The sequence below is a fragment of the Woeseia sp. D3-10 genome (assembly GCF_055809415.1).
On the sequence record NZ_JBVVTW010000007.1, the window covers coordinates 988,894 to 1,002,781 of the forward strand.

The window sequence follows — 13,888 nt, forward strand, 5'->3', positions numbered from 1 at the left end:
AGGCTATCATGCTGATGTCCGCGCCTTCCGCGCTCAGCGAGACCTGCCGTTAATCAGCCATCAAGACATTCCGTCAGGGTCCTGCAAATTACGGATCCACACTTGTTCGCCGACCCGGCAGCAAGTTTGCGCGGCACGGTGACGCACGACTCGCTCACTGCCGTACTTGACCACGTGCGCAATGCAGGCTGGCCTGCTGACATGATTGCCATGACCGGCGATCTCATACAAGACGACAGCCGCGACGCCTACGTCCGTTTTCAGGAACACTTTTCTTCACTGGGCTTACCTGTTTATTGCTTGCCCGGCAATCACGACATACACGCTTACATGCGGGAAACACTCACTGCAGAACCATTTCATTACTGCGGCAGTTTTGAGCACGAACAGTGGCTGGTCGTCGGCATCGACTCGTGCAAGCAAGACAGTGCGGGCGGGCACGTTGCACACCAGGAGATTGACAGGCTCCGCACCCTCGTCGCTGCAACCTCAGCGAAATACGTACTGGTATGCCTGCATCATCCCCCGCTGCCCGTCGGCAGCAAGTGGCTGGATGGTGTTGGCCTCGACAACGGCACCGAATTTCTGGACGCACTGTCTTCATTGGGCAAGGTGCGCGGTTGCCTGTTCGGCCACATACATCAGGCATTCGACGCAGAACAAAACGGCTTGCGCATAATCGGCACACCGTCAACCTGCCGCCAGTTTCTTCCCGGCAGCGACGACTTCGCCCTCGACAGTCGACCACCCGCTTACCGTCGAGTGGAACTAAACTCCGATGGCTCCATCGAATCTGAATTGATCTGGGTAGATACATGACAAGATTGCAGCACAGTGCGCCGTTAACGACGTTGATAGGACTCGTATTCGGTTTGTTACTGGTGGCGCCGGCTATTGGCGACGAGGCCAAACTGCCAATGTGGCGTATCGACGGCGACAGCAATCGGGTTTACCTGCTCGGCTCGGTGCATTTGTTGCGACAGTCGGACTACCCTTTACCTGCAGGTATCTACGACGCTTACGCTGACGCCGAAGCGCTGGTCATGGAACTCGACATGGATGACCTGGACACCGCCGCCGCACAATCGCTGGCGAGTGAACTGGGCCTGGCCGCCGCGGGAAGCAGTCTGGCTGCGCTGCTCGGCGCTGAGAGCTACGCGCAGGCTGTGACGCTGGCGGCAGAGGCATCCATTCCGCTTGAGCTGCTCGCACAAACAGAACCGTGGCTGGCTGCAATCACCATCGAACAACTGATGCTGACGCGGATTGGATTTGACCCTGCATTTGGGGTTGAGAATCACTTCATGGAACGGGCCATTTCAGACGCGAAAGAAATTCACGGCCTGGAAACAATGCGCGAGCAACTGGAACTGCTGGACGGCTTACCGGCTGATGTGCAGCGCGCGTTGCTCATGCAAACGCTCGAAGAAGGACTCGAGATTCAGGCGCAGATGGACATGCTGGTCGCTGCCTGGCGCGACGGCGACATAGCGACGCTCGAAGAGAATATTTTGGTCGATATGCAGGCACAGCCGGTCTTGTACGAAAAGCTGGTCGTCGCCCGGAATAAGAACTGGGTTAATCAGATTGAATTATTGCTTGAGGAAAGCGACGACTACCTGATTATCGTCGGCGCGCTGCACCTGATTGGCGAAGACGGCGTACCCGAGCTACTGCGGGAGCGAGGACACGCCGCAACGCAGATTGCCCAGCCGGCAATTCGGTAGGCGCAGCTCGCCGCTTAAACCTCGATCATTTCGAAGTCTTCCTTGCCGGCACCGCAATCCGGGCAACGCCACGACAGAGGCACATCATCCCAACGGGTTCCCGCCGGAATTCCTGATTCGGGATCACCCTCTTCTTCACTGTAGAGGTACCCGCAGATAAGACACATGTAGGTTTTCATATCACCGAGACTTTGTCGCGATCACTACTAGCTGTCAACCACTGCGCCGATCCCGGACTTCCTCCACCTGCCGCGCTCCGGTAGCATGCGTGCCCTGCTAACCCAACCGCTAATAGAGGAACACCATGACATTGTTTGCCGACGCCAGGAAGTACATTGCCGGTGGAGTGAATTCACCCGTGCGAGCGTTCGCAGGCGTCGGCGGCGAGCCGGTATTCATGCGGCGCGCGCACGGAGCCTGGCTGGAAACGGAAGACGGTCAACAACTGATCGACTACGTCGGCTCATGGGGACCGATGATACTCGGGCATGCGCACCCCACCGTTATTGCCGCTGTGACGGACACCGCGGCCAACGGATTGAGTTTCGGCGCGCCCTGCGTTCTGGAAACCCAACTCGCGCGCAAAGTCTGTGAGCTGATGCCGTCGATTGAGAAAGTCCGCATGGTCAGTTCAGGTACTGAAGCAACCATGAGTGCCATTCGCCTGGCGCGTGGCCACACCGGCCGGGATAAAATCATTAAGTTCGAGGGTTGCTACCACGGGCACTCCGACTCACTGCTGATCAAGGCCGGATCGGGTGCATTGACACTGGGCGTACCAAGTTCACCGGGAGTGCCCGCAGGGCTGGCGCAACATACGGTGACGCTGCCGTTCAACGACAGCTCTGCCGTTGTCAAAGCGTTTTCGGAAATCGGTGATCAAATCGCCTGCGTTATCGTTGAACCCATCGCCGGCAACATGAACATGGTCTTGCCGGTCGACGGGTTTCTGCAAACGTTGCGGGAACAATGTACCGAAGCGGGTGCACTGCTGATCCTCGACGAAGTGATGACCGGCTTCCGAGTTGCCCGCGGCGGTGCGCAATCGCTGTACGGCATCACGCCGGACCTGACGACACTCGGCAAAATTGTCGGCGGTGGAATGCCCGCGGCGGCGTTCGGCGGTCGTGCCGAGGTCATGAACAGCCTCGCGCCCGACGGCCCGGTTTATCAGGCCGGTACGTTGTCCGGCAATCCGCTGGCAATGGCTGCCGGACTCGCGACCTTGACGTTGCTTGAGCAGAAGGGTTTTTATTCCGCACTGGCAGAAAAAACCCGCGCGCTCGTGAACGGTCTGGCCGACATTGCTGACCGCGCCAACATTCCTCTGGCCTGTGAATCCGTGGGTGGCATGTTCGGTGTCGTATTTACCGACGATGCGCCGGTACGCACTTACGCGCAGGTTGCCAACGCAGATGTCGATCGGTTCCGACGGTTCTTTCACGGGATGCTCGAACGTCAGGTGTATTTCGCACCGTCCGCCTTCGAAGCAGGGTTTGTATCGGCCGCTCACGGCGACGCCGAAATATCCCGCACTCTGGAAGCAGCAGAAGCCGTTATGCCAACACTGACCTGAGCGCTGACCGGGGGTCAGACGAGCTCGGCGCCACGGGCGTCGCGCAGCACGCTACGAACCAGCTGCAGGCGTTGCAACGGATCACTCATCTCAAGGCAATCCTGTTTCTGCTGGGCGCTGAAGGGCAGGATTTCCGCAAACCGGTACCCAACCCAAACCGCGTCGTCATAACGACGCGGCAGGTCCACGTACAGTCGGCCAAGATCGTCCAGTACGCCGTCCAGTATCTGCACTAACGGCAAGAACTCTTCCGGTAAAGGGTAAGCCTCGGAGGCGGGTAACAACTGTGCTTCACCGCGCAGCAGACCATCCGACAGTCGCTCCCTCGATTGCAGTAAGAATCGTTCGGACCCAAGCGCAGTGATACCGAGTATGCCGTCACTGCCTTGGTACCAATCGCTGACCTCGGCGAGCGTGCCGGTATCAAAAGTCAACGCAGGACCTGTTTCACTGCCAGCACGAATCTGCACTACACCAAACGGTGTCCCCTCGCGCAGACAATTGCTGATCATGTCCAGATACCGGGGCTCGAAAATACGCAGCGGCAAAGGGCCTTCCGGGTACAAGACGGTATGCAAGGGAAACAGTGGAATCTGCATAGGACTGGGCTACCCGGGCGCGATGGTCATTCGCCCTCAGTATAGTTGCCAGGGGCAATTCTGCGTTCGCGTATTCAAGGCACTGTTTCCAAAGCCGTCGTCAACTTCTGCCGCACAGCACCGAAACCACCGTTGCTCATGAATACCATATGGTCGCCAGCGCGCAGGCGCGACTTCAGACCAGCGATCAACTCATCATATTGCCGATAGACAGCGACCTGTTCGCCCAGTTCCGCCATCGCCGCATCAAAGCCGGCACTAACACCTTCTGGTCGAAATACAGCAACGTGATCTGCCCCGCCGAGTGCGGCAACCAGCGCTTCGTCGTGCACGCCGAGCTTCATGGTGTTAGAGCGCGGTTCCAAGGCGACGAATAAACGTTCACCGGGGTAACGCGCTTTCATTCCGTCGATCGTGCGCCGAATAGCTGTTGGGTGATGTGCGAAATCGTCGTACACGAAAATTCCCGCAACCTCAGCCGTACGCTCCAGTCGCCGTTTCACACCGCCGAATCGCGACAACGCCGCTGCGGCATCAGCAATGGCCACACCTGCGGAATGAGCCGCGGCAATCGCAGCAATCGCGTTTTCCAGGTTGTAAGCACCGGACAATTGCCATTCCGCTTCGGCCGTTTCGTCACCATGCCGGACAACAAACGAGCGTCCAGTCGCGTCGCTGAATTCCGCATGCCAATCAGCGTTCCCTTGCAGACTGAAAGATTCGATGGGGCTCCAGCACCCCCTGTCCAGCAAGCGCCGCAGGTTGGCGTCCGCTGTATTGAACACTACTCGGCCATTGCCGGGCACGGTGCGCATAAGCTGATGAAATTGCCAGAGTATCGCGTCGAGATCCGGGTAAATATCGGCATGATCAAACTCCATGTTGTTGAGCACAAGAGTTCGAGGCCGGTAATGAACGAACTTTGCCCGTTTATCGAAAAACGCCGTGTCATATTCATCGGCTTCGACGACGAAGTATGGCGAATCGCCATAGCGCGCCGAACTGCCAAAATTGGCCGGTATGCCACCAATCAAAAAGCCCGGCGACAGACCGGCGTCCTCGAGTATCCACGCCAGCATACTCGACGTCGTGGTCTTGCCGTGTGTTCCCGCTACGGCCATGACATGACGTCCGCGCAGCACAAACTTTTCCAGCCATTCCGGCCCTGACATGTACGGCAATCCACGGCTAAGCACTGCTTCAACCGCCGAGTTGCCGCGACTGAGCGCATTGCCAATCACTACACAATCAGGATTGTCAGTCAGCGTATCGGCGCTGTAGCCCTCCTGGATGTCAATTCCCAAAGACTCAAGCTGGCTGCTCATCGGCGGGTAGACGTTGGCATCGCTGCCCGTCACCCGATGCCCGGCAGCACGCGCCAGCGCAGCGACGCCACCCATGAACGTGCCGCAAATGCCAAGTATATGAATGTGCATTGATCCAGCCTTTAGCTGTCGCCCAACATTGCCTGCACGCCGATCTGCGTAAGGAGAGAGGCAATCGCGATCAGGAGTCCGGCCAACCAGTGGCAGCCGACAGTTTTCGACATTATGTGGCCTTCAACCGGAACCGACCAGAGAATAATCATAGACGCAATCGCGCCCGCCTCGACGCGCCCAAGCAGCGGCGCGAAAATAGCGAACTCCAGCGCGAAGACCATCGTCAGCAAGGAGCCGCAGGCGATAATGCAGCTAATGGCAACGAGCATTCTTTCCCCGCGACCGGCAAGAACGATCACCGCTGCGTAGAACAAAATGCCAGCACCATAGGCGAAAAAAGCCGTGGCGTAATTGCTCTCTTCACTGGCCGTAATCAGATATGCCGGGTACGACGACGCCAGCATCAATGCGATGGCAAATGACAATACGTACATCGACGACGGAATGGTTTCCGGACCACGACGCAGAGCGATGATGTCAAAGAATGATTTCAGAAGTAGCAGCACGATTGTCTTGATTACATGATTGCGTATGCGAAATCATCGCATGTTAGTCTGTGGAATCGAAATTATCCTGCAGCGAAACATGGCCGACTACCAATACATAGAACTCTCCACGCCGAAACCGGCCTGTAACGCTCTGCACGGAGCAAGCATGATCGCTGTCGACACCGAATTCATGCGCGAAAAAACCTATTTTTCGCAGCTATGTCTCGTCCAGTTTGCCGTCGATCAGGAATACTGGTGTGCCGATCCGTTACCTGCTGACAATCTGCAAGCATTCTGGGATGCCATCCTGCAACCAGCCTGGGTACTGCATTCCGGTCGGCAGGACCTTGAAGTCGTGCAGCAATCCGCAGGACGGCTTCCGGGCGAACTCTTTGACACACAGGTCGCCGCCGCGTTGTTGGGCTACCCGCCGCAGATGGGGTACGCGAATCTTGTCAGCGAACTGTTTGACGTTGAGCTGGCCAAGTCGCAAACGCGGGCTGATTGGAGCCGACGGCCATTGTCCGAGGCCGAACTTTCCTATGCGGCTGAAGACGTCATGTACCTGCTGCCAGCTTACGAAAAGCTGTGCGAGAAACTGGCGACAACTGGCCGTCTGGAATGGGCTAAAGAGGACAGCGCCGGTCTCCTCGACCCCGCGCTCTATCAAATTGACCTGGATACGGCGATTGACCGGGTCAAAGGCGCACGGAACATGCGCGGGCATGCCCGTCGTATTGCCGTGGAGTTGGCAAGCTGGCGTGAACAACGTGCGGTAAAAAGTAACAAACCGCGGCAGTGGATCTTGCGCGACACCGTGCTGCTGGACATCGCCGGCAAACAACCTGATTCGCTCGAAGCGCTAAACGGGATAGACAACATTTCGCCGGGACTGGTCCGACGCAATGGCGACGAGCTGCTGGCGATGATTGTTGCTACCAGGGATGGTGAAGACGACTATCAGCCGCCGTCCCGCCCCGACGAAGAAGAAAAAGCACTGCTGAAAAAGCTGCAGAAGGTGGTACAGACCCGCGCCAGGCAGATTGATATTCCGCCCGAGGTGCTGGCGCCACGCCGCGAACTGACGGCGGCACTCTCCGGAGAACGTGAGCTACGCGTGTTTCGCGGCTGGCGCGAAGACCTGATTGGAACCGACATCAGGCAAATGCTCGACTAGCTGTCGCCTTCGGCTAGAGTATGTCCAACAAGCGTGCGTAGACTTCTTCAACGCTACCGTTCGCGTCCACTGTCTCCAACTTGTCACGCTTGCGATAGAACTCAACCAGCGGCTCGGTCTGTTCGCGATACACTTCGAGCCGGCTGCGAATTGTGGTTTCGTTGTCATCCTCGCGCTGAATCAGCTCTCCGCCATTGTTGATGCACTCGTCAAGTGCTTCCTGCGGCGAGAAGTACACATTCAACAGCTTGCCCGTGAGTGAACAGGTGCGCCGACCCGTCAGGCGCTTGAGCAACACATCGAATTCAACGTCCATCAGCACAGCGGTGTCCAACGGCTTACCCAATTCGTCCAGCAATTCGGCCAGATCGAGTGCCTGCTGACGGGTACGCGGGAAGCCATCGAGGATAAACCCGTCCTCGGTGTCAGCTTCGCGCAGTCGTTCACTGATAATACCGAGCACGATTTCGTCAGATACCAGCTGCCCTGCATCCATGATGGCCTTGGCCTGCTGGCCAAAACGAGTGCCTGATTCCACAGCCCCGCGCAGTATGTCGCCCGTGGATATTTGCGGAACATGACGCTCGGCCATGAGTTTCTGAGCCTGTGTGCCTTTGCCCGAACCGGGCGCGCCCAATAAAACGATACGCATTCGTTGCTACTCTTTATGATTCTGACGGTTTGGAAAACAAATAAATGGTCGCCGGTGCCCAGCGGGCGCGACCGGAGTCGAAGAAGTGGTGCTTAAGCAGCGCTCTTCCGGGGCGGCATACGCTACCCACAATCCGCGGACGGGTCAATTCATGAGCGCAGTCGACCGAGCCGCAGACTACGCTACAGTTTGTCGGCAGTGAAGCGTTCCGCAGTTTCGGCTATCCTTTACGGCGTATCCGAGTTACTCCAAGGCCCGTCATTATGTCCAGAAAAAACGCGTTTTATGCTCAGTCAGGTGGAGTAACCGCCGTAATCAATGCCAGCGCATGTGGCGTTATAGAGACCGCCCGCGAGAATCGCGACAAGATTGCCAATGTGTACGCTGGCCGCAACGGCATCATCGGCGCATTGACCGAAGACATGATCGATACCAACCGCGAGTCTGCCCGCACCATCGCGGCGTTGCGCCATACGCCCGGCGGCGCGTTTGGCTCAGCGCGCTACAAACTGAAAGGCATTGAGGAAAACCGGCTCGAATACGAACGCCTGATCGATGTGTTTCGGGCTCACAATATTGGTTATTTCTTTTATAACGGCGGCAATGACTCCATGGATACCGCCCACAAAGTGTCACAAATCAGCAAACGCATGGGCTACCCGGTGAACTGCCTGGGAATACCGAAAACAGTGGACAATGACCTGCCGATTACGGACAACTGCCCGGGCTTTGGGTCGGTCGCCAAGTACGTCGCCGTTTCAACCCGCGAAGCCGGGCTGGACGTCCTGTCAATGGCAAAGACCTCAACCAAAGTCTTTGTAATGGAAGTAATGGGTCGTCATGCCGGCTGGATTGCGGCTGCCGCCGGCCTTGCTGGTTCGGAGCCCGGTGATGCTCCGCACATCATCCTGTTCCCCGAAATTCCGTTCGAGCGTGAGGCGTTCCTGAAACGCGTCAATCAAAGCGTCGAGAAGTACGGCTACTGTGTCATTGTCGTCAGCGAAGGCGCCCGCTACGCGGACGGCAAGTTTCTCGCTGAGGCAGGTACGCGCGACGCGTTCGGCCATGCCCAGCTAGGCGGGGTTGCGCCCGTGGTCGCAGGCATGGTCCGCGACGAACTCGGCTACAAATTCCACTACGCCGTCGCTGACTATCTGCAACGCTCAGCTCGCCACATCGCATCAGCGGTAGACGTGGATCAGGCCTACGCCGTCGGCAAAGCAGCCGTCAAATTCGCGCTCGCTGGCAAGACTGCGGTCATGCCGGTCATCAAACGTGTATCGGACAAACCCTACCGCTGGCGCATTGAAGAAGCCCCACTGGCGAAGATCGCGAACAAGGAAAAGATGCTGCCTCGCCGATACATCAGTCGTGACGGTTTCTCGATCACCGAGGCGGCTCGCAAGTACCTGCAGCCACTCATCAAAGGCGAGAATTACCCTCCATATCTCAATGGCTTACCGAAGTACGTCAGCCTGAAGGGAGTGCCGGTAGCGAAGCGGCTCAACACTGATTTTATGGTATGATTCGCGCCACTGACGGCGGGCCGGTCACGGCCGGAGAAGGGACACCGTTAGAGCAACACCACAAACAACAACGATAAAGGTGCGCAAGCCGCACCCTCTCTGACTACCAAGAGCCAGTCCGGAACGTACGTGCCGACTTGTGGCACCCAAATGCGTTCCAGCGATGGCTGGTCTGCTGCGGCTGCCAGAGGGCCAGGATTTGTAGTATTGCCTCGGCCTGTTTCCGGCGGGGGGTGGGGATTACGATCAGGAGAGGAAAGGTATGACTAACGAGTTGGCACTGTGGTTGGCGATAGGTTCGGGGGTAATCGCCATTCTTTACGGACTTCTGTCCACGCAATGGATTTTGAAACAACCTGCAGGCAATGCGCGCATGCAGGAGATCGCGCAGGCTATTCAGGAAGGCGCAAACGCCTACATGAATCGCCAGTACCTCACGATCAGCGTCGTGGGTATGGTGTTGTTCATCGCACTGGTCATGGCACTGGGCTGGACGACCGCCATCGGCTTTGCCATAGGTGCGATCTTCTCAGGTCTCGCAGGCTATATCGGCATGTTCGTGTCAGTCCGGGCAAACGTCCGCACTGCACAGGCCGCCACCATCGGCGTCAACCCGGCACTGAATGTCGCGTTCCGCGGCGGTGCGATTACCGGCCTGCTCGTCGTAGGCCTTGGGCTGCTCGGGGTTGCTGGTTACTACATGGTGCTGTCCTCCATGGGCGTCAGCTCGGATGACGCCATTCACGCGTTGATCGGCCTCGCATTCGGCGGCTCACTGATCTCCATTTTCGCGCGTCTCGGTGGCGGTATCTTTACCAAAGGTGCTGACGTCGGTGCAGACCTTGTTGGCAAGGTTGAAGCCGGCATACCCGAAGACGACCCCCGTAATCCCGGCGTCATCGCCGACAACGTCGGTGACAACGTGGGCGACTGCGCTGGCATGGCCGCTGACTTGTTCGAGACCTACGCTGTCACGATCATTGCCACCATGTTGCTCGGCAGCCTCGTCGCCTCGAGCATTGGCTCCGAAGCCATCATGTACCCGTTGGTGCTCGGCGCCGTATCAATTGTCGCATCGATAATCGGCACCTTCTTCGTCCGCACCTCGGACGGTGGCAAGGTTATGGGCGCACTCTACAAAGGCATGATCGTATCGGGTGTACTCGCCGCTGCAGCGTTCTACCCCATCACCAACATGATGATGGCGAACTCTGGCAATACCGGCGGTATTTACGGTTCCGCGCTGATCGGACTTGCACTGACCGCCGCAATGGTCGTCATTACTGAGTACTACACCAGCACGGAATACAAACCCGTCCGCACGATCGCAGAAGCTTCATTGACGGGTGATGCGACCAACATCATTGCCGGTCTAGGCATCTCGATGAAGTCGACGGCATTGCCGGTCCTGTCTGTCTGTCTGAGCATTTGGGGCGCGTTTGCACTGGCGCCTGAGGGTGACTCAATGGCTGGCCTGTACAACATCGCCATTGCCGCAACCACCATGTTGTCGATGACCGGTGTCGTTGTCGCACTGGATGCCTTCGGCCCGATTACAGACAACGCCGGTGGCATTGCCGAGATGTCGGAACTGCCCGCAGAAGTACGCACGATTACTGACCAGCTCGATGCCGTAGGCAACACAACCAAAGCAGTTACCAAGGGCTACGCGATCGGCTCAGCCGGCCTCGCAGCGCTGGTACTGTTTGCCGATTACACCAACGCCCTGGAAGGCGCCGGCATCATCGTCAACTTTGATCTTTCGGATCATCTGGTCATCATCGGCCTGTTTATCGGTGGCATGGTGCCGTTCCTGTTTGGCGCTATGGCGATGGAAGCCGTCGGCCGCGCTGCTGGCGAGGTGGTCGTAGAAGTTCGTCGCCAGTTCAAGGAAATCAAAGGCATCATGGACGGCACCGGCAAGCCCGATTACAGCCGTGCTGTGGATATCCTGACCAAAGCGGCAATCAAGGAAATGATCGTGCCGTCATTGCTGCCGATCCTGGTGCCGCTGGCCGTTGGCCTGCTACTGGGACCGAAAGCGCTGGGCGGTCTGTTGCTCGGCACTATCGTTACCGGCTTGTTTGTCGCCATCTCCATGACCACCGGCGGCGGTGCATGGGACAACGCCAAGAAATACATCGAAGACGGTAATTGTGGTGGCAAAGGTTCCGATGCTCACAAAGCGGCTGTCACCGGCGACACTGTCGGTGACCCGTACAAAGACACTGCGGGCCCGGCAATCAACCCACTCATCAAGATCATCAACATTGTGGCCTTGCTGATGGTGCCGCTGCTCTAAGAGCGTTCACCACAAGCAAACGAAAAACGCCGGCTCTACGCCGGCGTTTTTTTTGCTGCAAGTTTGCTCTTAGTATCGCAGGGCTCGATACGTTCCGGACGCCGAAGTACTGCCCAAAGTCGCCGCCTCTTCGATGAAATTGCCTTGCACAAAATCGACACCGACGTCGCGCAGCCAGTCGAAGTCCTGCTGGCTTTCGACCTGTTCCGCAATCACCCGAAACTGCATGGTCCGCGCCAGCTTGATCATCGCCGATACCATCTCCTGATTGATATCGTCGTTCGGCAACCCACGCGTATAGGCCCCATCGATTTTCAGGTAGTCAACCGGCAACGACTTGAGCTTGGAGAAGGCACCGAGACCGGAACCAAAATCATCCAGTGCAAACTCACAGCCAATGCCGTGCAGAACCTCGATGAATCGCTGCACATGCTGCATGTCCGTGGTCACCACACTCTCAGTCACTTCAAAACAAATACTGCTCGGCGAGACACCGCTGCGATCCAGCGTTTCCACAACGAATCCCAGAAACCCTTCATCGGTCAGTGTCTGGCCCGAAATATTGATGGAACAACTGCGCCCCCGTGGCAGACGAATTTCACCGGAATTCATGGCCGACAACGTTGCTGCCACGACCCACCTGTCGATTTGCGGCATCAGCTGGTAGCGCTGTGCTGGCCGCAGGAATTCAGCTGAGTTAGCAACTTTGCCTCGCTCATCGGGCAGGCGAATCAATACTTCGTATGCGGGTCCGCTATCCTGGCCGCCCGTCGCAATAATTGACTGCAAAGCGAGTTCAAAGCGATCTTCGTGTAACGCCGTCTGCATTTGTCGCAGCCATTGGATATCACCTCGTTCTCTGGCAATCGCTTCGTCCCGCGCAGAGTAAATGTGCACCTGACCTCGGCCACGCTGCTTGGCTACGTAACAAGCAGAATCCGCTGCGCTTACCACGTCCTGCAACGATCCGCTGGACTGCGTTATCTCGACAAGACCGACGGAAATGCCAATGTTGAATATCTTGTCTTGCCAAACGAAGCGGTAATCGGCGACTGCGTTGCAAATGTCCGCACCGATCTGGCCTGCCTTCTCTACGGGGCAGCCGACCAGCAATGTGCCGAACTCGTCGCCGCCCAATCGACCAACGAAATCCGAATCGCGAACCTGTTCTTTAATGAGCGTCGCTACTTCGCGCAGCATGTTGTCACCGGCAAGGTGGCCGCAGCTGTCGTTCACCGCCTTGAAGCGATCAAGGTCCATGTAACACAACACGTGATTGGCTTCGTCCGCGTGTGCCGAGTCCATGGCCTCCTGAATACGCCGCTCGAACTCCCGGCGATTAACCAATCCGGTTAACGGGTCGTGCGTTGCCTGGTAACTCATCTGTCGGGTGAGGCCACGCAGTTCGCTCACGTCATGGAATACGACGACCGTACCGGTAATGCTGTTACCCGGGCCTTTGATAGGGGATGCGGTAATTTCAACGGAGTGTTCGTGCTCATTGTCGCGACTGACAAGCAATGCCCGCCGCCCCATGTTCACGCGTCGGCGCATGGCGAGACAGCGCTCTACCGGGTCGCCCAGTGAGCGGCGATCAGCCTCGTCGATCAGCGAGAATATCTCACTGACCTGATGACCTGCTGCCGATTCCCGGTCCTTGCCGGTCATGCCTTCGGCGGCGCGGTTCATGTAATCGATACGACCTTCGTTGTCCGTGGTGATTACGCCCTCGGCGATCGACTCAAGCGTGTATTGCGCCTGTCGTTTGCTGCGACTCAAAGACACCTCAAGACTCTTGCGGTAACTAACGTCCCGCGCGACCGTCAGTACGGCTTCATTGCCCCGGTACTCGATCAAAGAGCTCTGCGCCTCGACCCACAACCCCTGATCATTGCCGTTGATCAGCTGAATTTCGAGGCGCCTTGGCACTTTCTGACCGGCAAGCTGCCGGCCCATGGTCTTGCGAAACAGTGCCCGGTAGGCCGGTTTGACAAGGTCGGCGACCTGCCTGCCCTCCAGCTGTTCCGGGCCCAGACCCACAAGACTTGCAGCACTGTCGTTAGCCAGCAGAATGCGTTCATCGTGGATCAGCACAACCTCGGGAATGGTGCGGGCAAAATTGGCGAACAGTCGGTCACGATCCTGAATTTCTTCGTCGCGCTCACCCAGTGCGTCGAACAATCTGTTAACTGTATTGGCGAGGTCACCGAGGGAGTCGCCCGCAGGTACGGCTAACCGCCGCCCAACTGAGGAGTCGGCCGAGACAGCCAGAAGATCGTCCTTGAATTCACGAATTACGCGGTCATGGCGTTGGACACGACTCCAATAAATGATTGCGCAGGCGACAGCGATCACGAGCAACAAAGCCAACGCGATACCAACCGCCTGGGTCATGGCGAATC

At 57.5% G+C, this 13,888-nt stretch carries 12 protein-coding genes; 6 read left to right on the forward strand and 6 right to left on the reverse strand.

The genetic code is table 11. The features are described from left to right. Positions 1-87 precede the first annotated feature (87 nt). Complete coding sequence (locus AC0L8N_RS05215) at positions 88-819, forward strand: metallophosphoesterase (protein ID WP_473670049.1); 732 nt, start codon at positions 88-90, stop codon at positions 817-819. Further along, positions 816-1,727 carry a TraB/GumN family protein gene (locus AC0L8N_RS05220; protein ID WP_473666505.1) on the forward strand — a complete coding sequence of 304 codons (912 nt, stop codon included), beginning with the start codon at positions 816-818 and terminating at the stop codon, positions 1,725-1,727. The genes AC0L8N_RS05215 and AC0L8N_RS05220 overlap by 4 nt, the downstream gene beginning before the upstream one ends. A gap of 14 nt (positions 1,728-1,741) precedes the next feature. On the opposite strand, the gene AC0L8N_RS05225 is transcribed toward AC0L8N_RS05220, so the two are convergent. Continuing rightward, positions 1,742-1,906 (reverse strand): rubredoxin, encoded by a 165-nt coding sequence (locus tag AC0L8N_RS05225; protein WP_068617331.1) that lies wholly within the window; start codon positions 1,904-1,906, stop codon positions 1,742-1,744. Between the two features lie 125 nt (positions 1,907-2,031). Between AC0L8N_RS05225 and hemL the strand changes: the two genes are divergently transcribed. Further along, positions 2,032-3,303, forward strand: a complete 1,272-nt coding sequence (hemL, locus tag AC0L8N_RS05230; protein ID WP_473666507.1) for a glutamate-1-semialdehyde 2,1-aminomutase — start codon at positions 2,032-2,034, stop codon at positions 3,301-3,303. 14 nt (positions 3,304-3,317) lie between these two features. Here hemL and AC0L8N_RS05235 read toward each other — a convergent pair whose 3' ends face one another. From AC0L8N_RS05235 to AC0L8N_RS05245, 3 genes are all read right to left on the reverse strand, one after another. Beyond that, positions 3,318-3,902 carry an LON peptidase substrate-binding domain-containing protein gene (locus tag AC0L8N_RS05235; protein WP_473666509.1) on the reverse strand — a complete coding sequence of 195 codons (585 nt, stop codon included), beginning with the start codon at positions 3,900-3,902 and terminating at the stop codon, positions 3,318-3,320. Positions 3,903-3,976: 74 nt separating this feature from the next. After that, a complete protein-coding gene (gene mpl, locus AC0L8N_RS05240; protein ID WP_473666510.1) occupies positions 3,977-5,338 on the reverse strand; it encodes a UDP-N-acetylmuramate:L-alanyl-gamma-D-glutamyl-meso-diaminopimelate ligase in 1,362 nt (453 codons plus the stop codon). Between the two features lie 11 nt (positions 5,339-5,349). Further along, positions 5,350-5,847, reverse strand: coding sequence for a hypothetical protein (locus AC0L8N_RS05245; protein WP_473666511.1), 498 nt, complete (start codon positions 5,845-5,847; stop codon positions 5,350-5,352). A 79-nt stretch (positions 5,848-5,926) separates the two neighbouring features. On the opposite strand from AC0L8N_RS05245, the gene rnd reads away from it, so the two are divergent. Then, positions 5,927-7,006 (forward strand): ribonuclease D, encoded by a 1,080-nt coding sequence (gene rnd, locus AC0L8N_RS05250; RefSeq protein ID WP_473666512.1) that lies wholly within the window; start codon positions 5,927-5,929, stop codon positions 7,004-7,006. 13 nt (positions 7,007-7,019) lie between these two features. On the opposite strand, the gene AC0L8N_RS05255 is transcribed toward rnd, so the two are convergent. Beyond that, positions 7,020-7,658, reverse strand: a complete 639-nt coding sequence (locus AC0L8N_RS05255) for an adenylate kinase (protein WP_473666514.1) — start codon at positions 7,656-7,658, stop codon at positions 7,020-7,022. A 263-nt stretch (positions 7,659-7,921) separates the two neighbouring features. On the opposite strand from AC0L8N_RS05255, the gene AC0L8N_RS05260 reads away from it, so the two are divergent. Then, positions 7,922-9,184, forward strand: coding sequence for a 6-phosphofructokinase (locus AC0L8N_RS05260; protein ID WP_473666515.1), 1,263 nt, complete (start codon positions 7,922-7,924; stop codon positions 9,182-9,184). A 262-nt stretch (positions 9,185-9,446) separates the two neighbouring features. After that, positions 9,447-11,486, forward strand: coding sequence for a sodium-translocating pyrophosphatase (locus AC0L8N_RS05265; RefSeq protein WP_473666517.1), 2,040 nt, complete (start codon positions 9,447-9,449; stop codon positions 11,484-11,486). A gap of 69 nt (positions 11,487-11,555) precedes the next feature. On the opposite strand, the gene AC0L8N_RS05270 is transcribed toward AC0L8N_RS05265, so the two are convergent. After that, entirely contained in the window at positions 11,556-13,880 is a 2,325-nt protein-coding gene (locus tag AC0L8N_RS05270; RefSeq protein WP_473666518.1) for an EAL domain-containing protein, read from the reverse strand. Positions 13,881-13,888: the final 8 nt, after the last annotated feature.